Source organism: Nocardioides sp. YJ-D4, assembly GCF_054031495.1.
In genome coordinates this window covers 2,188,765-2,212,109 of sequence record NZ_CM132932.1, presented here as the reverse complement: position 1 = coordinate 2,212,109, position 23,345 = coordinate 2,188,765, and the positions used below count along the sequence as shown (strand labels likewise).

The 23,345-nt window shown below is 69.3% G+C and carries 23 protein-coding genes; 19 read left to right on the top strand and 4 right to left on the bottom strand.

Translation table 11 applies throughout. The features are described 5' to 3' along the window. Positions 1–212: 212 nt before the first annotated feature. From ACW14X_RS10520 to glmM, 5 genes are all read left to right on the top strand, one after another. Positions 213–1,625 carry a FlgD immunoglobulin-like domain containing protein gene (locus ACW14X_RS10520; protein WP_457165555.1) on the top strand — a complete coding sequence of 471 codons (1,413 nt, stop codon included), beginning with the start codon at positions 213–215 and terminating at the stop codon, positions 1,623–1,625. Next, positions 1,622–1,837 (top strand): hypothetical protein, encoded by a 216-nt coding sequence (locus ACW14X_RS10515; protein WP_350716633.1) that lies wholly within the window; start codon positions 1,622–1,624, stop codon positions 1,835–1,837. The genes ACW14X_RS10520 and ACW14X_RS10515 overlap by 4 nt, the downstream gene beginning before the upstream one ends. 414 nt (positions 1,838–2,251) lie before the next feature. Further along, entirely contained in the window at positions 2,252–2,695 is a 444-nt protein-coding gene (gene rplM, locus ACW14X_RS10510) for a 50S ribosomal protein L13 (RefSeq protein WP_141791781.1), read from the top strand. 14 nt (positions 2,696–2,709) lie between these two features. Further along, on the top strand, positions 2,710–3,210 hold the full coding sequence (rpsI, locus tag ACW14X_RS10505) for a 30S ribosomal protein S9 (protein WP_160025356.1): 501 nt from the start codon (positions 2,710–2,712) through the stop codon (positions 3,208–3,210). 104 nt (positions 3,211–3,314) lie between these two features. Next, a complete protein-coding gene (gene glmM / locus ACW14X_RS10500; protein WP_457165554.1) occupies positions 3,315–4,670 on the top strand; it encodes a phosphoglucosamine mutase in 1,356 nt (451 codons plus the stop codon). Positions 4,671–4,725: 55 nt separating this feature from the next. On the opposite strand, the gene coaA is transcribed toward glmM, so the two are convergent. Next, entirely contained in the window at positions 4,726–5,691 is a 966-nt protein-coding gene (gene coaA / locus ACW14X_RS10495) for a type I pantothenate kinase (RefSeq protein ID WP_160025354.1), read from the bottom strand. Between the two features lie 70 nt (positions 5,692–5,761). Here coaA and glmS point away from each other — a divergent pair, with 70 nt between their 5' ends. From glmS to tsaD, 10 genes are all read left to right on the top strand, one after another. Further along, positions 5,762–7,606 carry a glutamine--fructose-6-phosphate transaminase (isomerizing) gene (gene glmS, locus ACW14X_RS10490; protein WP_160025353.1) on the top strand — a complete coding sequence of 615 codons (1,845 nt, stop codon included), beginning with the start codon at positions 5,762–5,764 and terminating at the stop codon, positions 7,604–7,606. A 13-nt stretch (positions 7,607–7,619) separates the two neighbouring features. Then, entirely contained in the window at positions 7,620–7,973 is a 354-nt protein-coding gene (locus ACW14X_RS10485) for a holo-ACP synthase (RefSeq protein ID WP_160025352.1), read from the top strand. Between the two features lie 112 nt (positions 7,974–8,085). Beyond that, positions 8,086–9,456, top strand: coding sequence for a bifunctional ADP-dependent NAD(P)H-hydrate dehydratase/NAD(P)H-hydrate epimerase (locus ACW14X_RS10480; protein WP_457165553.1), 1,371 nt, complete (start codon positions 8,086–8,088; stop codon positions 9,454–9,456). 28 nt (positions 9,457–9,484) lie between these two features. Continuing rightward, positions 9,485–10,672, top strand: a complete 1,188-nt coding sequence (gene alr / locus ACW14X_RS10475) for an alanine racemase (protein ID WP_457165552.1) — start codon at positions 9,485–9,487, stop codon at positions 10,670–10,672. Continuing rightward, on the top strand, positions 10,669–11,766 hold the full coding sequence (locus ACW14X_RS10470; RefSeq protein WP_457165551.1) for an alpha/beta fold hydrolase: 1,098 nt from the start codon (positions 10,669–10,671) through the stop codon (positions 11,764–11,766). The genes alr and ACW14X_RS10470 overlap by 4 nt, the downstream gene beginning before the upstream one ends. Continuing rightward, entirely contained in the window at positions 11,763–12,707 is a 945-nt protein-coding gene (gene tsaE, locus ACW14X_RS10465) for a tRNA (adenosine(37)-N6)-threonylcarbamoyltransferase complex ATPase subunit type 1 TsaE (protein WP_457165550.1), read from the top strand. Before ACW14X_RS10470 ends, tsaE begins: the two co-directional genes overlap by 4 nt. A gap of 10 nt (positions 12,708–12,717) precedes the next feature. Then, positions 12,718–13,368 (top strand): tRNA (adenosine(37)-N6)-threonylcarbamoyltransferase complex dimerization subunit type 1 TsaB, encoded by a 651-nt coding sequence (gene tsaB, locus ACW14X_RS10460; protein ID WP_457165549.1) that lies wholly within the window; start codon positions 12,718–12,720, stop codon positions 13,366–13,368. Continuing rightward, positions 13,365–13,820: a ribosomal protein S18-alanine N-acetyltransferase gene (gene rimI / locus ACW14X_RS10455; protein ID WP_160025346.1), complete on the top strand. Its 456-nt coding sequence runs from the start codon at positions 13,365–13,367 to the stop codon at positions 13,818–13,820. Before tsaB ends, rimI begins: the two co-directional genes overlap by 4 nt. A 211-nt stretch (positions 13,821–14,031) precedes the next feature. Beyond that, positions 14,032–14,463 (top strand): hypothetical protein, encoded by a 432-nt coding sequence (locus ACW14X_RS10450; protein WP_160025345.1) that lies wholly within the window; start codon positions 14,032–14,034, stop codon positions 14,461–14,463. Positions 14,464–14,716: 253 nt separating this feature from the next. After that, on the top strand, positions 14,717–15,778 hold the full coding sequence (tsaD, locus tag ACW14X_RS10445; protein WP_160025344.1) for a tRNA (adenosine(37)-N6)-threonylcarbamoyltransferase complex transferase subunit TsaD: 1,062 nt from the start codon (positions 14,717–14,719) through the stop codon (positions 15,776–15,778). Positions 15,779–15,804: 26 nt separating this feature from the next. On the opposite strand, the gene ACW14X_RS10440 is transcribed toward tsaD, so the two are convergent. Next, positions 15,805–16,998 carry a THUMP-like domain-containing protein gene (locus ACW14X_RS10440; protein WP_160025343.1) on the bottom strand — a complete coding sequence of 398 codons (1,194 nt, stop codon included), beginning with the start codon at positions 16,996–16,998 and terminating at the stop codon, positions 15,805–15,807. Positions 16,999–17,096: 98 nt separating this feature from the next. Between ACW14X_RS10440 and ACW14X_RS10435 the strand changes: the two genes are divergently transcribed. The 3 genes from ACW14X_RS10435 to groL all read left to right on the top strand — a co-directional run bounded on the left by ACW14X_RS10435 (position 17,097) and on the right by groL (position 19,917). After that, positions 17,097–17,738, top strand: coding sequence for a hypothetical protein (locus ACW14X_RS10435; RefSeq protein WP_457165548.1), 642 nt, complete (start codon positions 17,097–17,099; stop codon positions 17,736–17,738). A 187-nt stretch (positions 17,739–17,925) separates the two neighbouring features. Then, the gene (gene groES, locus ACW14X_RS10430) at positions 17,926–18,219 is read left to right on the top strand and encodes a co-chaperone GroES (RefSeq protein ID WP_008362423.1); all 294 of its coding nucleotides are present in this window, start codon (positions 17,926–17,928) and stop codon (positions 18,217–18,219) included. 78 nt (positions 18,220–18,297) lie between these two features. Continuing rightward, a complete protein-coding gene (gene groL / locus ACW14X_RS10425; RefSeq protein WP_091051800.1) occupies positions 18,298–19,917 on the top strand; it encodes a chaperonin GroEL in 1,620 nt (539 codons plus the stop codon). An 83-nt stretch (positions 19,918–20,000) separates the two neighbouring features. Here the strand turns inward: groL and ACW14X_RS10420 are convergent, their stop codons facing one another. After that, the gene (locus tag ACW14X_RS10420; protein ID WP_350838425.1) at positions 20,001–20,750 is read right to left on the bottom strand and encodes a glycoside hydrolase family 25 protein; all 750 of its coding nucleotides are present in this window, start codon (positions 20,748–20,750) and stop codon (positions 20,001–20,003) included. Positions 20,751–20,769: 19 nt separating this feature from the next. Then, on the bottom strand, positions 20,770–21,438 hold the full coding sequence (locus tag ACW14X_RS10415; protein ID WP_457165547.1) for a DUF305 domain-containing protein: 669 nt from the start codon (positions 21,436–21,438) through the stop codon (positions 20,770–20,772). Between the two features lie 180 nt (positions 21,439–21,618). Here ACW14X_RS10415 and ACW14X_RS10410 point away from each other — a divergent pair, with 180 nt between their 5' ends. Continuing rightward, positions 21,619–23,085 carry an LVIVD repeat-containing protein gene (locus ACW14X_RS10410; RefSeq protein WP_457165546.1) on the top strand — a complete coding sequence of 489 codons (1,467 nt, stop codon included), beginning with the start codon at positions 21,619–21,621 and terminating at the stop codon, positions 23,083–23,085. Positions 23,086–23,345: the final 260 nt, after the last annotated feature.

Below are 23,345 nucleotides of genomic sequence, written 5' to 3'. Positions count from 1 at the left end.
ACAGGATCATCTGATTGTCAGACAATCCTACGATCAGGCTACGCCAGATGCCTCATCGCTGTCGCCCGGTCTTCTGCTGCGGCCGGAAATACGGATGCCGGCGTTGCGTCCGGGGGTATAAGTTCCGTCAGCCATCTCGGCCCGCCTCGCGTTCTCTGGCAGCGAAGCGACCCAAGACACCATCTCGGGCAAGAGACTCGGAGGAACCACAGATGCGCATCCGCGCCCTGGTGGCGGCTGCTGCCGCCGCCCTGATCGTGCCGGCGGTGCCGGCCTTCGCGACGGAGACCCCGTCGCCCACGACGGACCCGTCGGAGACGGCCACCGCCGAGCCGACGCCGGCCCCGGTCGGGACCGAGGAGACGGACGAGCAGCCGCCCGCCGAGACCCAGCCCGAGGCTCAGTCCGAGACCCAGCCGGACACCGAGCAGCAGCTCGAGCCTCGCGCGGAGACCCTGGTCGAGGAGCCGACCGAGCCCGTACGGACCGGTCTGGTCATCACCGTCCCGACCCCGACCCCGGCCCCCGGCGCGACGTTCACGGTGACGTACGACGTCGAGGACCCGAGCGTCCTCGGGAGCACCATCAACGCCACCTGGTGGATCCTCGCCTCGGACGGCACCGCGCCGGACGGCCCGCAGACCACGCCGATCACCCTCGACGCCGACGGCGTCGGGACGATCCAGGCCACGATGCCGGCCAAGATCGGGGCGTACCGCTTCTGGGGCTACGTCGAGGGCGACGCCGGGGCGACCGAGTCCTACTCGGCCGACCTGGGCTCCAACGACGTCACCAAGCCGGGTGTCACCCTGAGCCGCAGCCTCTCGACGTTCTACCCCTACCCCGACGGCTACCGCGACACGATGTCGGTGAAGATGACGTTCAACGAGGTCGTCAGCTACACCGCCAAGGTGGTCACCGAGGGCGGCACGCTGGTGCGCACCCTCGGTTCCTCCTCGAGCTTCCAGGGCGCCAAGTCCTACACCTGGAACGGCTACAACAACGCCGGCACCCGGGTCTCCGGCATCTACTACGTCCGCGTCGACGCCAAGGACCCCGCCGGCAACGCCACGACCGCCCGGATCTCCGTCGCCGCGTCGGCCAAGAAGCTGACCTGGAAGACCTACACCAAGACCGTCACCGCCAGGGACGCCCTCAACTACAAGTACGTCGGCTCCTGCTCCACCCTCAAGGCCCCCGCCCGCAGCGACTGGGCCGGCTCGCGCGGCCTGCGCTCGAACGTACGCTGCAAGGCAGCCGCCACCAGCGCCAGAGCGACCGTCCACACCGAGAACGTCAAGTGCCTGCCGAAGTCGGTCGACGGCAACTACCGCAACCTGTCCCTCAAGCACTACGGCGGCCGTCCGAAGGGCTACACGAAGGACGTCTACATGGTCTCCTACGTCCTGCGTCCGTCCGACTGGACGTCGCGCCAGCGTCACCAGTTCGGCAACTCGATCAAGTGGAAGACGATGGCATCGGTCGCCTCGCCCAACAGCCTGATCCAGAGCCGTCTCTCGACGCAGTACTGCCCCGCCGTGTGGTGGACCGCCGGGCTCAACTCGAGCTCGCGCTACGACGTCTGGAAGTACTCCGTCGGCATCCAGTACCGCGTGCTGGCATGACCGTGTCGAGCAAGCTGATCCTGGCCGCCGCGGCGGTCCTGGTGGCCGGCGGCGCTGTCGGCGGCGCCGTCGCGCTCACCGGGGACGACGAGCCGAAGCGACCGGTGGTCGAGAAGAAGCAGTCCACCCCGCCCGGGCCCGAGAAGCACCCGGACCCGGAGGAGGTCACCGACCTGTACGCCCCCGAGGGTGAGGTCGGCGTCGACCACTAGCCGACAAGAAGAAGACGTACGCCGCCGGGCACGGTCCCGGCGGCGTACGTCTGTGTTTTCAGGAGAGCAGAAGGCCTGTCACAGCCTGGTCACAGGAACCCGACGGACACTGGAGCCAGGGTCGGCCGAGCCGACCCGCCCCAAGATCGCGTACGCCGCCCGGCTCCCCGACCGGCGGCGTACGTCTTGATTTGGCTCCGCCGTGCGGGGGCTCGTAACCTTGTGAGTCGTGACTCCTGCCGCGTCCTGATCCCTGGTTCGATAAGAACTGCGCACGGTCAGGGACGCAGATCCGGATGACTGCCGCTGGGACACCCAGAGGACAGGGCAAGCCGGGCCGTGTTCGTCAGAAGCCACGCAGCACCATCCCGGTGCGCATCCGTGCGCCGGGTCCAACGAACTAAGAAGGCACACGTGCGTACTTACGCTCCCAAGCCGGGCGACATCGAGCGCGCCTGGCTCGTGATCGACGCGACCGACGTCCGTCTCGGCCGCCTCGCGGTCCAGGCCGCTGAGCTCCTCCGCGGCAAGCACAAGGCGATCTTCGCGCCCAACGCGGACACCGGCGACTTCGTCATCGTCATCAACGCCGAGAAGGTCTCCCTCTCCGGCAACAAGGCCAAGACCAAGCTGGCTTACCGCCACTCCGGCTACCCGGGTGGTCTGACCGCGACCCCGATCGGCGAGATCCTCGAGAAGGACGCTCGCAAGGCGATCGAGACCGCTGTGTGGGGCATGCTGCCGAAGAACAAGCTCGGCCGCCAGATGCTCAAGAAGCTCAAGGTCTACTCCGGTCCGACGCACCCGCACGCCGCGCAGCAGGCCGTTCCGTTCGAGATCAAGCAGATCGCCCAGTGAGCCAGGACCAGGACATGACTGAGAACACCGTAGAGGTCGAGGAGACCTTCGAGACCGACGAGCAGGGCCTCGCGTACACCTCCGAGAGCGCCCCGTCCGCCGACACCCCCGAGCGCCCGGCGACCATCGCCCCGGCTGCCGCCACCGGCCGCCGCAAGGAGTCCGTCGCCCGCGTCCGGATCGTCCCGGGCACCGGCGAGTGGACCATCAACGGTCGCACCATCGAGGACTACTTCCCCAACAAGCTGCACCAGCAGATCGCGAACGAGCCGTTCGCCGCGCTGCAGCTCGAGGGTCGCTTCGACGTGATCGCCCGTATCGACGGCGGCGGCATCGCCGGTCAGGCCGGCGCGCTGCGTCTCGGCGTGGCCCGTGCGCTGAACGACGTCGACGTCGAGGCCAACCGCCCGACCCTGAAGAAGGCCGGTCTGCTGACCCGCGACGCCCGCGTCGTGGAGCGGAAGAAGGCCGGTCTCAAGAAGGCCCGCAAGGCCTCGCAGTTCAGCAAGCGCTGATCGCCCTCGCGATCGCCTAGCATTGTTGGGGTGCCTCGGCTCGCCGAGGCACCCCAACTCATTTTTCGGGCGGGGGCCGACGTACGAAAGAAGGTCACACGGACGTGGCACGCCTTTTCGGCACTGACGGAGTTCGCGGTCTCGCGAACGGCGAGATCCTCACCGCCTCGCTCGCCCAGAACCTGGCGACCTCGGCGGCACTGGTTCTGACCGAGGAGCTGCGCAGCTCCGGCAGCGGACGCAAGCCGCTGGCGGTGGTCGGCAACGACTCGCGCGTCTCCGGACAGTTCCTGCAGGCCACGGTGGCCGGCGGTCTGGCCTCAGCCGGCTGTGACGTGATCGACGTCGGCGTGCTGCCGACGCCCGGGGTCGCCTATCTCACCGCGGCCCTCCAGGCCGACCTCGGTGTGGTCATCTCGGCCTCGCACAACCCGATGCCCGACAACGGCATCAAGTTCCTCCAGCGCGGCGGGCACAAGCTCGACGACGTGCTCGAGGACCGGATCGAGGCACACCTCGACGAGCCCTGGGACCGCCCCACCGGCGCGTCGGTGGGCCGGATCTCCACCCACGAGAACCCCGTGGAGACGTACGCAGCCCACCTGATCTCCACGCTCGAGCGCCGACTCGACGGGCTGACCGTCGTGGTCGACTGCGCCAACGGAGCGGCCGCGGCCGCGGGTCCGCTTGCTTTGGACCAGGCCGGGGCGAAGGTGATCGCGATCAACGACGTCAACGACGGCCTCTCGATCAACGACGGCGTCGGTTCGACCCACCCGGAGATGCTCCAGAAGGCGGTCGTCGAGCACGGCGCCGACGTCGGGTTCGCCTGGGACGGCGACGCCGACCGCTGCCTGGCCGTCGACGGTGAGGGCAACCTCGTCGACGGCGACCAGCTCATCGCGATCCTCGCCCTCGGGCTCCACGACGCCGGTCGGCTCCCGGACGACACCGTGGTCGTCACCGTGATGAGCAACCTCGGGTTCGTCAAGGCGATGGACGCCGCGGGCGTCCACGTGAAGCAGACCGCCGTGGGCGACCGCTACGTGCTCGAGGAGATGCGCCGGGGCGGCTACGCCATCGGTGGCGAGCAGTCCGGCCACATCATCATGAGCGAGCACGCCACCACCGGCGACGGCATCCTCACCGCGCTGCACGTCCTGCAGCGGATGACCCTCACCGGGCGCACCCTCGCCGACCTCGCCTCCGTCGTCACCCGACTCCCGCAGGTCCTGCTCAACGTCAAGGGCGTCGACAAGGCCCGCTGCAAGACCGACGACGGCCTTCTCGACGCCGTCGCCGCCGAGGAGAAGGCCCTCGCCGGCTCCGGGCGGATCCTGCTGCGCCCGTCGGGCACCGAGAACCTCGTACGCGTCATGGTCGAGGCCCCCACCCATCACGAGGCCGAGGCCTGTGCCGAGCGCCTCGCGGACGTGGTCCGGTCCCGCCTGGCCCTCTGACCCCTCCTGTCACACCCGTCGCCGAGTCGGCTCGTTCTAACGAGCCGACTCGGCGTCAGATCTTTCGGAGGCGTACGTAGCGCACCGAGTGGTCGCGGTCCTTGCGGAGGACGAGCGTGGCGCGGGAGCGGGTGGGGAGGACGTTCTCGCGGAGGTTGGGGCCGTTGATCTCGTTCCAGATCTCGGTGGCGCGGGTGATGGCCTCGTCGTGGCTCAGGGCCGCATATTTCGTGAAGTAGGACGACGGGTCGCGGAAGGCGGTCTCACGCAGCCGGAGGAACCGCTCGACGTACCACTGCTTGATGTCGCGGGAGTCGGCGTCGACGAAGACGGAGAAGTCGAAGAAATCCGAGAGGGCGAGGGAGATGGTGCCGTCCGCGCGGACCCGGGAGGGCTGCAGGACGTTGAGGCCCTCGAGGATGACGATGTCGGGCTTCTTGACCAGCACGGTCTGGTCGGTGACGTCGTAGGTCAGGTGCGAGTAGATCGGCGCACGCACCTCGTCCTCGCCCGACTTGAGGTCGACGAGGAAGCGGAGCAGGGCCTTGCGGTCGTACGACTCCGGGAAGCCCTTGCGCTCCATCAGGCCGCGACGCTCCAGCTCGGCGTTGGGGTAGAGGAATCCGTCGGTGGTGACCAGAGCGACGTTGGGGTGCTCGGGCCAGTGGGCGAGCATCTGCTGGAGGACACGAGCCGTCGTCGACTTGCCGACGGCGACGGACCCGGCGACGCCGATGACGAACGGCGTACGCTCCGGCATCGTCTTGCCGAGGAACAGCTCCTGCTGGTCATGGAGCTTGTCCGAGGCGCTCACGTAGAGGCTCAGCAGGCGGCTCAGCGGTAGGAAGACCTCCTCGACCTCGTTGAGGTCGATCTGGTCGCCCAGGCCCCGCAGCGACTCGATCTCGGCCTCGGTCAGCGGACTCTCGGTCTCGGTCGCGAGCTCGGCCCACGCGCTACGGTCGAGCTCGACGTAGGGCGAGGAGCCGCGGTCATCGCCGTGTGGCCCGGGGTGTGACATGGCAACGATTGTTACGCACATGCGCCGCCGCTTCCTGCTGGGGTCCACGAGAGCCGTAGGATCATCGGCCATGTGCGGCATCGTTGGGTACGTCGGAGACCGGTCGGCGCAGGACGTCGTGATCGATGGGCTGCGGCGGTTGGAGTACCGCGGCTATGACTCGGCGGGGATCGCTCTGATCACCGCCGACGGGCTGGCGGTGGACAAGAGGGCCGGCAAGCTCGCCAACCTGGAGAAGGCGATCGCGGACACGCCGCTGCCGGCGTCGACGACCGGGATCGGCCACACCCGCTGGGCGACCCACGGTGGCCCGACCGACGGCAACGCCCACCCGCACGTAGGCCGCACCGGCCGCGTCGCGGTCGTGCACAACGGCATCATCGAGAACTTCGCCGAGCTGCGGGCCTCGCTGGAGACCGACGGGCACGAGTTCACCTCGCAGACCGACACCGAGGTCGCCGCCCACCTGCTCGAGCGCGAGGTCGTCGGCGGAGCCGACCTGACCATCGCGATGCAGAAGGTCTGCTCGATCCTCGAAGGTGCGTTCACCTTCGTCGCGATCGACGCCCAGGACCCGTCCCGGGTCGTCGCCGCCCGGCGCAACAGCCCGCTCGTGGTCGGTCTCGGCGAGGGCGAGTCGTTCCTCGGCTCCGACGTCGCCGCCTTCATCGAGCACACCCGCGAGGCGATGGAGCTCGACCAGGACCAGGTCGTCACCATCACCCGCGAGGGCGCGACCGTCACCAACTTCGACGGCACCCCCGCCGAGGGCCGCCGCTTCCACGTCGACTGGGACCTCGCCGCCGCCGAGAAGGACGGCCACGACTGGTTCATGCGCAAGGAGATCCTCGAGCAGCCTCGTGCCGTCGCAGACTCGCTGCTGGGGCGGCGTACGCCTTCGGGGTCTCTGCACCTCGACGAGATGCGACTCGACGACGACGAGCTGCGCGAGGTCACCAAGATCATCATCATCGCCGCGGGGACCTCGTTCTATGCCGGGATGGTCGCGAAGTACGCGATCGAGCACTGGTGCCGGATCTCGGTCGAGGTCGAGCTCGCCTCCGAGTTCCGCTACCGCGACCCGATCCTCGACAACTCCACCCTGGTCGTGGCGATCTCCCAGTCCGGCGAGACCGCCGACACGCTGCAGGCGATCCGGCACGCGCGCTCGCAGCGCTCCAAGGTGCTGGCGATCTGCAACACCAACGGCTCCACGATCCCGCGCGAGTCCGACGCGGTCATCTACACCCACGCCGGCCCGGAGATCGGCGTCGCCTCGACCAAGGGGTACGTCACCCAGCTGGTCGCCTGCTACCTGCTCGCGCTCTACCTGGCCCAGGTCAAGGGCACCATGTACGGCGACGAGATCGACGGCGTGATGACCCAGCTCGAGGCGATGCCCGCGGCGGTCGAGAAGGTGCTGGAGACGGCGCCGCAGGTCTACGACCTCGCGCGTGAGTACGCGGACCGCCGGGCCTTCCTGTTCCTGGGGCGCCACGCCGGCTACCCGGTGGCGCTGGAGGGCGCGCTCAAGCTCAAGGAGCTCGCCTACCTGCACGCCGAGGGGTTCGCCGCCGGAGAGCTCAAGCACGGTCCGATCGCACTGGTCGAGGAGGGCCTGCCGATCTGGTGCATCGTGCCCCCGCGCGGCCGCGACTTCCTGCACGACAAGATGCGCTCCGGGATCATGGAGGTGCGCGCCCGCGGCGCCCGCACCATCGCCCTGGTCGAGGAGGGCGACGACTCGGTGGACTCGGTCTCCGACACGATCATCCGGCTGCCCAAGGTGCCGGTGCTCCTGCAGCCGCTCGTCGCGGTCGTACCGCTGCAGCTCTTCGCCTGCCAGCTCGCCACCGAGCTCGGCTACGACGTCGACCAGCCGCGCAACCTCGCCAAGTCCGTCACGGTCGAGTGATGGCGGTCCTCTGATGGCAGTCCTCGGAGTCGGGATCGACGTCTGCGACCTGGAGCGCTTCGAGGAGTCGCTGGAGCGTACGCCGCGGCTGCGCGAGCGCCTGTTCACGCCCGCCGAGGCGGCGAAGCCGATGGCCTCGCTGGCCGCCCGGTTCGCCGCCAAGGAGGCGCTCGCCAAGGCGCTCGGTGCGCCGCAGGGGATGGAGTGGCACGACGCCGAGGTGATCTCGGAGTCCTCCGGCCAGCCCCGGTTCGAGCTCCGCGGCACCGTGCTGGCGCAGGCCACCAAGCTCGGTGTCGCCACCGTCCACCTCTCGCTCTCCCACGACGCCGGCATCGCCTCGGCGATGGTCGTCCTGGAGGACTGACGGGGCTTGTTCGAGCCCTTCGGCCCAGGCCCGCCAGGGCATGGGCGCGTAGGCTGGGGCCATGCGGCGTGCGCACTCGGTTGAGCAGGTCAGAGCGGCAGAGAGAGCCCTGATGGCGGTCCTGCCAGAAGGTGCCCTGATGCAGCGCGCGGCGGCCGGGCTGGCCTACGCGGTCATCGGTCACCTTCGCGGGCGGGGTCTCGGCGGTGCCTACGGGAAACGCATCGTCCTGCTCGTCGGGAGCGGGGACAACGGCGGAGACGCGTTGTACGCCGGGGCGATGCTCGCGCGTCGAGGGGCGCGGGTCGAAGCGTGGCTGCTGTCGGACCGGGCGCACGCGGGTGGGGTGGCGGCTGTGAAGGCGGCCGGGGGGACGGTGTCCTCGGACGTCTTCTCGACGAGCTCGACCACCTTCGATGTCGTCGTCGACGGGATCGTCGGGATCGGGGGAAAGCCCGGCCTGAGGCCGGACGCGGAGGCGGCACTGGCCCTGCTCCCCGGGATCCCGGTCGTCTCGGTCGACACGCCGAGCGGGGTCTGCGTCGACACCGGTGAGGTCGACGGCGCCCATGTGACCGCTGACCTGACGGTCACCTTCGGAACCCACAAGCCGTGTCACCTGCTCGACCCGGCCGCTTCGGCGTGCGGGACGGTGCAGCTGGTGGACATCGGCCTCCGGCTTCCGAGGCCGGCCATCGAGAGCCTCGAGGCCGCCGACGTGGCGGACCTGGTGCCGCGTCCCGCGCCGGACGGGCACAAGTACTCCCGCGGCGTGGTGGGGCTGAGGGTCGGCAGCGCCACCTACCCCGGGGCCGCGCTCCTGGCCGTCTCCGGCGCCAACACCGGACTGGCCGGAATGGTCCGCTACGTCGGCACCGCCTCGGAGTGGGTCAAGCGACACAACCCGGAGGTCGTCGGCGACGGCCAGGCACAGGCCTGGGTGGTCGGCTCCGGCAGCGCCGACGGCGCCAACAGCGCGCTCGCGTTCGCCCGGGCGAGCGGCGTACCTCTGGTCATCGACGCCGACAGCCTGCGCGCCCTGAACGGGCCGCTCGGGGTGCCCGCGATCCTGACTCCGCACGCCGGCGAGCTCGCGGCGTTGATCCGGGAGGACCGCGGCGAGATCGAGGCTCGTCCGCTGCACTACGCACGGCTCGCGGCCAAGCGGTTCGATGCGGTGGTGCTGCTCAAGGGGCGGCGTACCACGATCGCCTCACCGGACCCCGGCACACCGGTACGCGTCAACACCACTGGCACCTCCTGGCTGGCCACCGCCGGTTCGGGGGACGTGCTCGGCGGACTGATCGGCTCGCTGCTGGCCGCCGGTCTCGCCCCCATCGACGCCGCCTCGGCGGGCGCCTGGCTGCACGGCGCGGCGGCGAGCCTCGCGAGCGCGGGTGGGCCGGTCACCGCGAGCGGGGTGGCTGCGGCGATACCCGCCGTTATCCGGTCCCTTCCTGCTGTCTCCCCCCTACGCAATTGAGCACTGCGCAGGAACTATCCTTGACACCATGTCACCGAGCCCAGCGCCTCGGGCTCCGCTTCGGCGAGCCGAGATCGTCATCGACCTCGCCGCGATCCGACACAACGTCTCGCGGCTGCGGGAGCACCTGCGTACGCCGATCATGACGGTGGTCAAGGCCGACGGCTACGGGCACGGCCTGGTCGAGGCCGGGCGGGCCGCTCGGGAGGGCGGCGCGGACTGGCTCGGCGTGGCCTCGGCCGACGAGGCGCTCGCGCTGCGCGCGGCGGGCGACGAGGGCCGGCTGCTGGCCTGGCTGATCATGCCCAGCGAGCCCGCCGAGGAGCTCGTGGCGGCGGACATCGACGTCACCGCCTACACGATCGCCGACCTGGAGAAGTTCGCCGCGGCCGGCGACAGCCTGGGCATGACGCCGCGGGTGCAGCTCAAGGTCGACACCGGACTCAGCCGGGGCGGCGCGCCCTTCGGCGACTGGCCGAAGCTGGTCGGGCTGGCGCGCATCCTGGAGGCCGAGGGCGCGATCCGGGTCACCGGGATCTGGTCGCACTTCAGCGCCAGCGAGAACACCGCCGACCCGGCCAGCGCCCTCCAGGAGAAGGTCTTCGCCGAGGCGCTCGCGGTCGCCGAGGAGGCCGGCCTCCGGCCCGAGGTACGTCACCTGGCCAACTCCGCGGGGGCGCTGCTGCGCCCCAGCGCGCGGCTCGACCTGGTGCGGGTCGGGATCGCGACGTACGGCATCGACCCGGCGCCCGGCGTCGAGGGATCGCCGTGGGCCGAGCTCGGGCTCGTCCCGGCGATGACCGTGCGGGCCGAGCTGGCGCTGGTGAAGCCGATCGAAGCCGGTGCGGGCGTCTCCTACAACCACACCTGGGTGGCAGAGGAGCCGACGACGGTGGGGCTGATCCCGGTCGGCTACGCCGAGGGCATCCAGCGTCGTGCCGGGAATCGCGCCGAGGTGTGGATCGACGGAGCTCGATACCCCGTGCGTGGCACCATCTGCATGGACCAGATCGTCGTCGATCTCGGGGACGCTTCGGTCGAACGCGGTGCCGAGGTGCTCCTGTGGGGCACCGGTGCCGATGGCGAGCCGACCGCCCAGGACTGGGCCGAGGCGAGCGAGACCATCGCCTACGAGGTCGTCACCAGGATCGGAGGACGGATGAAGCGCCGTTACGTTGACACGGACGTCGACACCGAGCAGGGAGACGACACATGAGCAGCATCGCAGCACGGATCGGCCAGATCGCGGCGGGCACTCTGGGAGCGGCGGCGGTCGCTGCCGCGGCCCGCGGCGCAGTGGTGGTCAGGAAGCACCGCCGTGCGATCGAGGAACGCCCCGAGGACCGGACCCCGCTCGGTACGCTGCGGTCCTGCCCGGTCACGGTGGTGACCTCCGACGGCGTACCTCTTCATGTCGAGGTCGATGAGGTCGACCCGGCTCACTCGCACCCCGGCGGGGCCAGCGGGGTGACGCTCGTCTTCGTGCACGGCTACTGCCTCAACCTCGACTGCTGGCACTTCCAGCGCGCCGCCTACCGCGGCCTGGTTCGGTCGGTCTTCTACGACCAGCGCAGCCACGGCCGCAGCGGCCGCTCCTCGCTCGGCAACGCCACCATCGACCAGCTCGGCGACGACCTGCTCCGGGTGCTGGACGCGGTCGTGCCGGAGGGGCCGGTGATCCTGGTCGGCCACTCGATGGGCGGGATGACGATCGCCGCGCTCGCCGAGGATCACCCCGAGCTGTTCGCGCCGTACGCCGAGGGTGGCCGCATCATCGGTGCTGCCTTGATCTCGACGACCGCCGGTGGTCTCGACCCGAGCCGGCTGCTGATCCCGGTGCTCCCGGCCAAGCTGTCCGGCGGGATCGCCAACAGCACCATGCGCACGCTGGCCCGAGGGCACGGCATCGTCGACCGGTTCCGTGCCATGGGGTCCTCGGTGGCGACCGTCTTCACCGACGTGTTCGCCTTCGGGGACGAGGTGCCGGAGGCGTACGTCGACTTCGTCGACGGACTGCTCTCGCAGACGCCGTTCGAGGTGGTCGCGGAGTTCTTCCCGAGCTTCCGCGCGCTGGACAAGTTCTCGTCGATCACCATGCTCGGCCGGGTGCCGACCACGATCATCTGCGGCACCGCCGACCGGCTCACCTCGATCGGCCACAGCCGCAAGCTGCACTCCTACATCCCGGGCTCCCGGCTGGTCGAGTGCGAGAAGGCCGGTCACATGGTCATCCTCGAGCGGCACGGTCAGGTCAACGCCGAGCTCGACCAGCTGCTTGCCTCGGCCACCCGGGATGCGGCCTCGGCATGACGCTCGTCTTCGAGCGGGTCGGGCCGGAGGCCGCGACCGAGGTGCTCGGTATCGTCCGGGCGGCATTCTCCGCCCGCCCGCCGCTGGACCCGCCCGCGGATGCGCTCGGCGAGACCGAGGGGTCGATGAAGGAGCGCTTGGCTGGCTTCGGCGGGGTGGTGGCTCGGTTGGACGGAGTCGGTGTCGGGGCCGTCGTCATGGATCCCGCGGACTCGACCCTGTGGCTGCGTCGTTTCGCTGTTCTGCCTGATCAGCAGGGTCATGGGGTGGCGCACAAGATGGTGACGTACGCCGCCGGGGTCGCGGTCTCGGAGGGGTTCGAGGATCTCGCGGTGATCGCGCGCGAGGAGCTTCCGGAGACGTTGCGGTTCTGGGTGCGGCAAGGCTTTCGTGAGGTTTCCCGTGAGGCGCCCGCGGTACGGCTCCATCGTCCGTTGAACGAGTATGTCGTCGAGGCGCTCGATCCCGACGCCATGTTCGAGCTCGGTCGACGGGTGGCCGGCCTGGTCGCCGCCGGTGACGTACTCGTCCTCTCCGGCGGCCTCGGCGCCGGCAAGACCACCTTCACCAAGGGTCTGGGGGCCGGGCTCGAGGTCCGCGGCGAGATCACCTCGCCGACCTTCGTCATCGCCCGGGTGCATCCTTCGACCGTCGGCGGCCCGGAGCTCGTCCACGTCGACGCGTATCGGCTCGGCGGTATCGAGGAGCTCGACGACCTAGACCTGGACACGGATCTCGACGACGCGGTGACGGTCGTGGAGTGGGGCGAGGGCCTGGCCGAGGGGCTCTCCGAGTCGCGGCTGGAGATCCGGATCGTACGTGCCGAGGCCGACGAGGCTCCGTTGGATCTGGTCGAGGCGCCCGACGGTGCGGATCCTCGGCGCGTGGAGATCCTCCCGGTCGGGGCCCGCTGGCGCGGCGTGGACCTCAGTGCGCTCTAGGGTGTGAGTTGTGCTTCTCGCCTTTGACACCGCCACGCCCCAGGTGACTGTGGCGCTCCACGATGGCGACGACGTCGTCGCTGAGGTCGCCTCTGACCGCACCATGAAGCATGGTGAGCAGCTCGCGCCGCTCATCTCCGACATCCTCGCGGCGTCCGGGATCGTACGCCAGGATCTGACCGCCATCGCGGTCGGCGCGGGCCCCGGGCCGTTCACCGGCCTGCGAGTCGGGCTGGTCACCGCCCGGACGCTCGGGTTCGCGCTGGAGATCCCGGTCTATGCGGCCTGCACGCTGGACGTGCTGGCGGTGGAGGCCGTTGCCTCCGGCATCGGCGGCTCGTTCTTCGTCGCCACGGACGCGCGGCGCAAGGAGGTCTACCTGGCCTCCTACGACCCCGACGGCGTACGTCTCGAGGGCCCTGTCGTCGCCCGCCCCGCCGAGGTCGCCACGTCGGCGCCGGTCGTCGGCGAGGGGGCGTTGCTCTATCCCGAGGCGTTCCCGACACCGCTCGGCCCCGTGCGGCCCTCCGCCGGCTGGTTGGCCCGGGCGGTGGCCGAGGAGCAGGTCGAGCTGATGGATCCTGAGCCGCTCTACCTGCGTCGGCCGGATGCGGTGGAGCAGGCTGCCCAGAAGAAGGTCCAGAAGAAGGTTTCCCAGTGACTGTGCGTCCGGCCGGCCCGGACGACGTCGACGCGATCGCCGCCCTCGAGCTCGAGGCGTTCCCGGACGATGCCTGGACACCTGAGTACCTGCAGGTGGCGATCGACGGAAAGATGCCCACGGTCCGGATCCTCGTCGCCGCCGATGATGCGGGAACGGTCATCGGCCATGCGCTGGTGAGCGTCGTCTACGAGATCGCCGAGCTCCAGCGGATCGCGACCGCCGAGGAGCAGCGCCGTCGCGGGATCGGTGGCTCGCTCCTCGCCGCGTCGATCGACCTCGCACGGAGCGAGGGAGCCGAGCGACTTCTCCTCGAGGTACGCGAGGGCAACGTAGGGGCCATCGAGTTCTACCACCAAGCCGGATTCGTCGAGATCGACCGCCGGGAGCGCTACTACCGCGATGGGGCGACGGGGATCGTGCTGGCCTTCGATCTTGTTGCTCCGTCGTGAGCGGCCGAGGCTGACGAGCCCGTACCTGAGGGCGCCCGAACCTGATTGGGCCCGAAAATTGTCGGTGCTCTGTGCTGCGATGGGTGTCATGCACCTCAGACGCAACGCCTTCGATTCGCAGACCGCGGGCCTCGCTCTGGCCCGGACGATCGGGCGCAGCGGGCTCCGTCCGCCCACGCTTCAGACGATCGCCGAGGAGGCGAAGACGGGTGTGTCGACGCTGCACCGGTGGTTCGGCGGGACGCAGGGGATGCTGCCGCACGCAACCGCTGCGTTCGCGGACATGTTTTGGACTCGGATCGCGGATCGGGTGAATGGGACCGGCTGGGCCGGCTTTCTGCCCGCGAGCGAGGACGACCTGTTCTTCCTGAGAGCGTGGCTCGGCTTCGAGGAGCTCGCCCGTTCCGACGACGGCGTCGGACAAGCAGTGGGCGAGCTGTGGCACGACGCGAGGTTCTGGTTCCGATCAGTACTCGGCCGCGAGCTCACCGACTTCGAGGCGGCAGGAGTGGAGGTGATCCTTCGGGGACTCTGGGACGGTCTCTGCGCAGCGGATCCGATCGATTCAGATCTCGCGCATCGCCTGTGGGAAGCGGTCTATGCGTCTCTGGCGGAGTTCCCGAGCAACGCTGCGGCGGCCTGATCGGCTGTCGCCGGAAGGAAAATTCCTTCCGGCGGATCACCTGGGGTGGGGCCTAGCGGTGCCAGCGGAAGGAAAATTCCTTCCGCGGAGAGAAGGTGAGTCCGGCGTGGCCCGGGATCACGCCGCAACCTGACGGCCGCCGAGCGCAAGGAAAATTCCTTCCGCTGCCGGAGGACCCTCTCGCTGGCCGCGTCGGTCATAAGGCACGCGGGCCGCTTCCGGTTGCTCAGCGCTCACAAGGCAGAATGCCCCTATGACTGCTGGTCCTCTCGCCGACGAGCCCTTGGTCCTTGGCATCGAGACGTCGTGCGACGAGACGGGGATCGGGGTGGTGCGCGGGCACACGCTGCTGGCCGACGCGGTGGCGAGCAGCGTCGAGGAGCATGCCCGGTTCGGCGGCGTCGTGCCAGAGGTTGCCAGCCGGGCGCATCTGGAGGCGATGGTGCCGACGATCGAGCGTGCCTGCGAGGAGTCGGGCATCAAGCTCCACGACGTAGACGCGATCGCCGTCACCTCGGGCCCGGGCCTCGCGGGTGCCCTGCTGGTCGGGGTGGCGGCGGCCAAGGCGCTCGCCCTCGGGCTCGACAAGCCGATCTACGGGGTCAACCACCTCGCCTCGCACGTCGCGGTCGACCAGCTGCAGCACGGACCGCTTCCCGAGCCGTGCGTTGCCATGCTCGTCTCCGGCGGCCACTCCAGCCTGCTCAAGGTCACCGACATCACCGAGGGTGTCGACCCGATGGGCGCGACCATCGACGACGCCGCGGGCGAGGCCTTCGACAAGGTCGCCCGCCTGCTCGGCCTCGGCTTCCCCGGCGGCCCGGTGATCGACCGGACAGCCACGTCGGGCAGCTCGATCGCGATCGACTTCCCCCGCGGGCTCACCGGCCGCCGCGACCTGGAGCGTCACCGCTTCGACTTCTCCTTCTCGGGCCTCAAGACCGCGGTCGCCCGTTGGATCGAGGCCAAGGAGCGCAGCGGCGAACCCGTCCCGGTTGCCGATGTGGCCGCCAGCTTCCAGGAGGCCGTGGTCGACGTCCTGGTCCGAAAGGCCCTCGACGCAGCCTCCTCCGAAGGCATCGAGGACATCATCATCGGCGGCGGGGTCGCGGCCAACAGCCGGCTCCGGGTGCTCGCCGAGGAGCGCGCCACTAAGCTCGGCATCCGCGTCCGAGTTCCACGCCCGGGCCTGTGCACCGACAACGGGGCGATGGTGGCGGCTCTGGGGGCGGAGATGGTGGCCAGGGGACGTACGCCTTCGGCGCTTGACCTCCCGGCGGACTCCTCCCAGCCGATCACGACCGTCCTGGCGTAACGGTGGTCGAGCTTGTCGAGACCACCTCAGAACGGGCGCACCAACAGGCACGTTCCCTCGCCGGCGACCCGGGTGAGCACGATCGTGGCCTCCTCGGAGCCGGACAGTGCGAGCCGCTTCCGGAGCTGCTCGGGGACGACCTGTACGCCACGCTTCTTGATGGTCAGCTTCCCGATCCCGCGCTCGCGAAGCGCCGCCTTGAGCTGCTTGTCCCGGTAGGGGAGCTCCTCGAGCACCTGATACCCGCGGGCGAACGGTGTCTCGAAGGAGGCGGACGAGGCGACGTATGCGATGTGCTCGTCGATCAGGTGGCCCTGCACCCCGGCGGCGACGGCGGTGACCAGCCCTGCGCGGATCACGGCCCCGTCGGGCTCGTAGAGGAACTCGGCGACCGCGCCGACCTCGGCACCGGGGTCGTCCTCGGAGGTGAGCGTCGCCAGGCCGCGCTCGCCGATCACGGTGGCCCGGCGGTGGGTGCTGGCCAGCGAGCCTGACCACAGCGCGGCTTCCTTGACCTCGCCGCGGTCGCTGACCCATTCGGCCTCCACCTTGTCGGGTACGAGGTCGTGCGGGATGCCGGGGGCGACCTTCACGCACGCGTCGCGCGCGAAGAGCGTCTCGACCCACGACCACGGCGGCGTCCACCCCTCCGCGGAGAAGACCCGGCCCTTGGCGCCGCGGCGCGCCGGATCGGCGTACGCGACGTCAAAGGGGGAGTGGTCGACACCTGTCGCGTCGGCGACGGTGACAGCACCTGGCAGTCCGAGGGCGTCGAGGTTCGCCTGAGCGACGGCGACCCGCTCCGGATCGTTGTCGACCCCGGCGGCGGTGAGCCCAGCGCGGGAGGACGCGATCAGGTCACCGCCGATCCCGCAACCCAGGTCGATGACGCTCGTCGCATCGAAGGCACGCAGCCGCGCCGCCCGGTGGTGGGCCACGGCGAGGCGGGTGGCCTGCTCGAGGCCGTCCGGGGTGAAGTACATCCGCGGTGCCAGGTCGCCGAACTTGGCGGCCGCCTTCCGGCGCAGGTCGACCTGGGTCATCGCCACGGCCACGCGCTCGGCCGCCTCGTCCTTGCGCAGAGCGGTCTGCACCGCCAGCGCCGAGTCCTTGCCGTCTCTCTTGCCGTCGGTCGGCGCCGACGCCGTCATCTCGGTGGCCCGCGCCAGCAGCCGCTGCCCGTCATCGGTCAGCAACCAGGAGAAGGCGTCGAGGTCCATGCAGCGATCCTCTCAGGCCGGTTTCCGGTCCGGGCAAACTCCATTACCCCACTGGGTGTTTGTGATCTAGGATCCGCCGAGTGCGTAGATCCCCCCGCATGACCTCTCTGACCTCTCTGACCTCCTCGGTGGCCGCGGCCGTCATCACGCTGCTGTCACTGTTGCTCGCCGCGCCGGCTTCGGCAGACACCGCGACTCCGGTGGGCCAGTGCTCATCCGGGGACCGCACCTACTCCTCGGTCGGCACCGCCTCGGTCACCGCGACGGCGCCCGAGGGCTACCGGATCGCGTCCTTCTGCGTGGTCGGCCGCGGCAACGCGGGCGCGGAGACGCACACCCTGTCCACGCCGCAGAGGAGCACGGTCGTCGCGCACAGCTCCGGCAAGCAGCTGGAGAGCTACTCGGTGACGTACGTGCAGATTCCGGCCGCGAGCTCGCCCGAAGCGGACGAGGAGACGACGGCGGAGAAGGACGAGGCGAAGGCCGAACGTACGCCGACGGCGGAGGAGTCGGAGCCGGAACCGCGCCGCTCGGCCCCCGCCGAGAAGTCGGCCGCCCCAGGGGAGTCCACGCTGCTGCCGTCCCAGCTGAGCGACGGGGAGGAGCTCCAGATCACCACTTTCGAGGAAAAGGACGACAGCGAGGATCGCTGGTCGTTCCTGGTGGTCGGCGGGATCATCGTCGTCGGGCTTCTCGCCGGTGCGATCGCGCTGATGGTGCGGATCCCCGGGCAGCGATAGACCGGCCTTGCTGGCACTCATTGCAGCCGAGTGCTAACGTCTGCACTGGCACTCTCCCCCTGAGTGTGCCAGCGCTTGCGAGCCGGGTGCGACCCCCGCGACGGCGTACGTGGCAGATCGCAAGCACAGACGTAGCAACACCCACCGAAGTCTGACTCCGTAGAAAAGAAATGGGGAGGTCGACACAGTGTCGGTCAACATCAAGCCTCTTGAGGACCGGATCGTCGTGAAGGCCGTCGAGGCCGAGCAGACCACCGCCTCCGGTCTGGTCATCCCGGACACCGCCAAGGAGAAGCCCCAGGAGGGCGAGGTCCTGGCGCTCGGCCCGGGTCGCATCGACGACAAGGGCAACCGCGTCCCGCTCGACGTCGCCGTCGGCGACAAGGTCATCTACAGCAAGTACGGCGGCACCGAGGTGAAGTACGCCGGCGAGGAGTACCTCATCCTTTCGGCCCGCGACATCCTCGCAGTCATCGCCTGACGATCATCCGTCTCGCACATCTGACGCGGCCGGGCCAGCCGGCCCGGCCGCGTCCGTGCGTACAAGGGAGTATGTGAAATGCCGAAGATCCTGGAGTTCGACGAGAACGCCCGCCGCGCCCTCGAGCGTGGCGTCGACGCCCTCGCCAACGCCGTCAAGGTGACGCTGGGCCCCAAGGGCCGCTACGTCGTCCTCGACAAGAAGTGGGGCGCTCCGACCATCACCAACGACGGTGTCACCGTCGCGCGTGAGATCGAGCTGGACGACCCGTTCGAGAACCTTGGTGCTCAGCTCACCAAGGAGGTTGCGACCAAGACCAACGACATCGCTGGTGACGGTACGACCACCGCGACCGTCCTCGCCCAGGCGATGGTCCACGAGGGTCTGCGCGCGGTCGCCGCCGGTGCGAACCCGATGAGCCTCAAGCGCGGTATGGACGCCGCCGCGGCCGCCGTCGGCGACGCCCTGCGTGCCGCTGCCCGTGAGGTCGTCGACGAGTCCGACATGGCCTCCGTCGCCACCATCTCCTCCCGCGACGCGAAGATCGGCGAGATCCTCGCCGAGGCCTTCGCGAAGGTGGGCAAGGACGGTGTCATCACCGTCGAGGAGTCCAACACCACGGGCACCGAGCTCGAGTTCACCGAGGGTATGCAGTTCGACAAGGGCTACATCTCTCAGTACTTCGTGACCGACCAGGAGCGGATGGAGGCCGTCATCGACGACCCGCTGATCCTGCTCGTCCAGGGCAAGATCAGCTCCATCCAGGAGCTCCTGCCGCTGCTGGAGAAGGTCATCGCCGCCGGCAAGCCGCTGTTCATCATCGCCGAGGACGTCGAGGGCGAAGCCCTCTCGACCCTGGTCGTGAACAAGATCAAGGGCACCTTCAATGCGACCGCCGTCAAGGCGCCCGCGTTCGGTGACCGCCGCAAGGCCATGCTGCAGGACATCGCGATCCTCACCGGCGCGCAGGTCGTCGCCGAGGAGGTCGGCCTCAAGCTCGACCAGGTCGGCCTCGAGGTGCTCGGCACCGCTCGCCGGATCACGGTCACGAAGGACAACACCACGATCGTCGAAGGCGGCGGCGACGCTGCCGCGGTCGAGGGTCGCGTCAACGAGATCAAGTCCGAGATCGAGCGCACCGACTCCGACTGGGACCGCGAGAAGCTCCAGGAGCGCCTCGCGAAGCTCGCCGGTGGCGTCTGCGTGATCAAGGTCGGCGCTCACACCGAGGTGGAGCTCAAGGAGAAGAAGCACCGCATCGAGGACGCTGTCTCCGCGACCCGCGCCGCCATCGAGGAAGGCATCGTCGCCGGCGGTGGCTCCGCGCTGATCCACGCCGTCTCCGTCCTGGAGAAGGACCTCGGCCTCGAGGGCGACGAGGCGGTCGGCGTACGCGTCGTCCGCAAGGCCGCCGACGAGCCGCTGCGCTGGATCGCCGAGAACGGTGGCGACAACGGCTACGTCATCACCACCAAGGTCCGCGACCTCGGTGTCGGGCAGGGCTTCAACGCCGCCACGGGTGAGTACGGCGACCTGGTCGCCCAGGGCGTCATCGACCCCGTCAAGGTCACCCGCTCCGCGCTGATCAACGCCACCTCGATCGCGGGCATGCTGCTCACGACCGAGACCCTGGTCGTCGACAAGCCGGAAGAGGAAGAGGCCCCCGCAGCCGGTCACGGCCACGGTCACGGCCACTGAGGCATAGCCGAGTCGGCGCATCTTGCCCCGTGCTTCGCGAAGCGAAGCGAACGAAAGGGGCGGGATGCGCCGACTCGGCGATTTCAGCGAAGGGTGAGCTCGTCGAGGTCCACGTCGTCGGAGAGCACGTTCATATCCACGTACGCCTCGGCCTCGCTGCCCACGCCGTCGAGCCGGTCCCGGTTGGAGTACTGCCAGACGGTCCAGTCACGTCCGTCGGGGACCCGGGGCGGCCAGGCGACGGAGCGGAACCAGATGGGGTTGTCGGGGTAGAGGTCGACCAGGTAGGCGCGGTAGGCCGACGGGGTGGTGTAGATGACCGGCGCGATGCCGTAGTGAGCCTCGAGCTTGGCGAGCAGCGGGTCCAGGATGGCGCGGACCTCGGTGGCGGGCGGCAGGTTTCCCTTGAAGGAGCCATAGGGCTCCAGGTCGACGACCGGGGCGAGAGTGCCGGGCACGCGGGGCACGGTGCCGATCATGTTGTGCGCCTGGTCGGCGCCCGGGCTCTCGAAGCTCATGAAGTGGTACGCGCCGGTCGCGATCCCGGCTCGCTGGGCCTCGGCCCAGTTGGCGGCGAAGCGCGTGTCCACGTGCGCTGAGCCCTCGGTCGCCTTGATCCAGGCGAAGTCGATGTCCTGCTCGGCGACCCGTGGCCAGTCGACGGTGCCGTTGTGGTGGGAGACGTCGATGCCACGTACGTCGTACTTGGCCGCGAACAGACGGGTCGGCATCACGACGCCGGTGTAGACCAGCGCGGTCGTGATCAGGGCGAGGCAGACGACGACGGCGGAGCCGATCAGCACACGTCGACGGCGGGCGGGGGTGAGGGGCACCGCGGAACCGTACCGGTTCTCACAGCTCTTCGAGCAGCTTCTCCATGATGTCGATCTCGACCGACTGGGTGGCCTCGATGTCCGTCGCCATCTCGATCGCCAGCGCGTCGCTGCCTCGGGAGGCCATCGGCTTCGCCATCTCCAGGGCGCCCTGGTGGTGCTGGATCATCCCGGTCAGGAAGAGCCGGTCGAACGCCTCGCCACGGGCCTTGCCGAGCTCGCTCATCTGGTCCGGCGTGAGCATGCCGGCCATGGTGTGCGCCGGGTCCGAGGCACGCGGCACCCGCAGCCCGCGGGTGTTGAGCCATCCGCTCATCGCCACGATCTCGGGGCCCTGGGCCGACTCGATGCGCTTGGCCAGGGAGACGACCTCGGGGTGGACGCCGTGCTCGCGCGCCAGCCGGGTCATCTCCAGCGCCTGGGCGTGGTGCGGGATCATCATCGTCACGAAGTCGGCATCGGTCTGGCTCCACGGGTCCGTGGCAGCGGCCGAGGGCGAGATCGTCGCCGCGGCCTCGCCCGGCGCTCCGCCCTGAACCACGGGAGCCGACTGGGCGGCCGCCTCCGGGCTGGGCGAGTGCCCCGCGTGCTCGCCGTGCGCGTCGTCCGAGGAACCTCCGCACCCGCCGAGCGAGATCGCCGCGAAGACGACCCCCGATGTGATGACACCCAACCGCCTCGCGCGCACGTGTCTCCTTCCGAGATCCCGCAGAGGTGAACAATTTATTCATATTCCATGCCTGCTGTGTACGACTTTTACTAAAGTTGAGAGGTCCTGCCCGTGCCACCCCACGGCGGCCGACTCGGAAGGCTTGCGAACATGAGGCTTAGACGACCCACCCAATACCTGGCCCCCATCGCGGTGGTCATGGTTGTCGCAGGAGGGCTGGCCGTCGCCGCCCCGTCCTCCGCAGACGAGTCCCACACCCACGGCAACGAGGCCACCGAGGCTCCTGAGGCCCAGACGAGCTGCACGGCCGAAGAGAAGCAGGCGATCACCAAGCTCGGTGACAACTTCGCCTCCGCCTGCGTCGCCGGCAACGACCTCGCCCAGCTGGGCGCCAACAATCCGGTCGTGCCCGCCGGCGAGTCCGACGGCACACCCAACATGCACCTGATCGCCAACATCCCCAAGTCGGGTGCCTTCACACCCACCAACGCGCTCAACAGCGACCTCGCCTTCCAGGGCAACTACGCCTTCGCGGGCAACTACAACGGGTTCAACGTCATCGACATCAGGAACCCGGCCAGCCCACGACTCGTGAAGCAGTACGTCTGCCCCGGATCCCAGAACGACATCTCCGTCTACGGCGACCTGCTGGTCCTCTCCGTCGACTCCAGCCGCAGCAACAACACCTGCGACAACGTGGCGCAGTCGGCCGCGATCAAGGAGTCGTGGGAAGGCATCCGCGTCTTCGACATCAGCAACCCGAGAGACCCGGAGTACGTCGCGGCGGTCGAGACCAAGTGCGGCTCGCACACCCACTCGCTGGCACCGAGCAAGGACGGGCGGTCGGTCTATGCGTACGTCTCCTCCTACGGTCCCCGCGCGGAGTACCCCGACTGCCAGCCCCCGCACGACAAGATCAGCATCGTGAAGATCCCGAAGCGGGCTCCCGAGCGCGCAGCGGTGGTCAACGAGCCGGTGCTGTTCCCCGACGGCGGCTACACCAACACCGCCGGCTGCCACGACATCACCACCTACCCGTCCAAGGACATCGCCGCCGGCGCCTGCATGGGTGACGGCATCCTGATGGACATCTCCGACCGCGAGAATCCGGTGGTGACCGAGCAGGTCACCGACACCGCAAACTTCGCGTTCTGGCACTCGGCCACCTTCAACAACACCGGCACCAAGGTCGTCTTCACCGACGAGCTCGGCGGTGGCGGTGCGCCGACCTGCAACCCGGAGACCGGGATGGAGAAGGGCGCCAACGGGATCTACGACATCGAGGGCGGCCAGCTCGTCTTCAAGTCCTACTACAAGATCCCGCGCACCCAGTCCAACACCGAGAACTGCGTCGCCCACAACGGCTCGCTGATCCCGGTCAAGGGCAAGGACATCATGGTGCAGGCCTGGTACCAGGGCGGTGTGTCGGTCTACGACTTCACCGACTCGGCCAACCCGAAGGAGATCGCCTGGTTCGACCGCGGTCCGTTCGAGGACACCACGACCATCGCCGGACCCTGGTCGACCTACTACTACAACGGCTACATCTACTCCAACGAGATCCAGCGCGGCTTCGACGTCTTCGACCTGCGCGACCCCCGCGTCGCCTCGGCGAAGCGGGTCAGGTTCGATGAGCTGAACGTCCAGGCTCAGCCGTCTTACTGAGGCAGAGCCGAGCCGGGACGGAGCCGAGTCGGCGCATCTTGCCCCGTATCTTGCGAAGCGAAGCGAGCAAGAGGGGCACGATGCGCCGACTCGGCGATTTCAGTGAATGACCAGCTGTCCGCAACCCGCTGGTCATCGTGGGACGAGATGGTTCTCCGTCGTGACCGAAACGGCTGCCAACGACGAAGTCGAGACCAACCCAGTCAATTGGGTGTTCGCAGCCCTCCTGGCCGTCGTTCTCGCAAGACTCAGCTGGAGCC

Coding starts and splice junctions, on each gene's coding strand:
- glmS (WP_160025353.1), top strand. CDS start 5,762: ATGTGCGGCATCGTTGGGTACGTCGGAGACCGGTCGGCGCAGGACGTC.
- ACW14X_RS10520 (WP_457165555.1), top strand. CDS start 213: ATGCGCATCCGCGCCCTGGTGGCGGCTGCTGCCGCCGCCCTGATCGTG.
- ACW14X_RS10440 (WP_160025343.1), bottom strand. CDS start 16,998: ATGGACCTCGACGCCTTCTCCTGGTTGCTGACCGATGACGGGCAGCGG.
- ACW14X_RS10435 (WP_457165548.1), top strand. CDS start 17,097: ATGACCTCTCTGACCTCTCTGACCTCCTCGGTGGCCGCGGCCGTCATC.
- tsaE (WP_457165550.1), top strand. CDS start 11,763: ATGACGCTCGTCTTCGAGCGGGTCGGGCCGGAGGCCGCGACCGAGGTG.
- rpsI (WP_160025356.1), top strand. CDS start 2,710: ATGACTGAGAACACCGTAGAGGTCGAGGAGACCTTCGAGACCGACGAG.
- tsaD (WP_160025344.1), top strand. CDS start 14,717: ATGACTGCTGGTCCTCTCGCCGACGAGCCCTTGGTCCTTGGCATCGAG.
- ACW14X_RS10485 (WP_160025352.1), top strand. CDS start 7,620: ATGGCAGTCCTCGGAGTCGGGATCGACGTCTGCGACCTGGAGCGCTTC.
- coaA (WP_160025354.1), bottom strand. CDS start 5,691: ATGTCACACCCCGGGCCACACGGCGATGACCGCGGCTCCTCGCCCTAC.
- alr (WP_457165552.1), top strand. CDS start 9,485: ATGTCACCGAGCCCAGCGCCTCGGGCTCCGCTTCGGCGAGCCGAGATC.
- groL (WP_091051800.1), top strand. CDS start 18,298: ATGCCGAAGATCCTGGAGTTCGACGAGAACGCCCGCCGCGCCCTCGAG.
- ACW14X_RS10480 (WP_457165553.1), top strand. CDS start 8,086: ATGGCGGTCCTGCCAGAAGGTGCCCTGATGCAGCGCGCGGCGGCCGGG.
- ACW14X_RS10515 (WP_350716633.1), top strand. CDS start 1,622: ATGACCGTGTCGAGCAAGCTGATCCTGGCCGCCGCGGCGGTCCTGGTG.
- ACW14X_RS10410 (WP_457165546.1), top strand. CDS start 21,619: ATGGTTGTCGCAGGAGGGCTGGCCGTCGCCGCCCCGTCCTCCGCAGAC.
- ACW14X_RS10470 (WP_457165551.1), top strand. CDS start 10,669: ATGAGCAGCATCGCAGCACGGATCGGCCAGATCGCGGCGGGCACTCTG.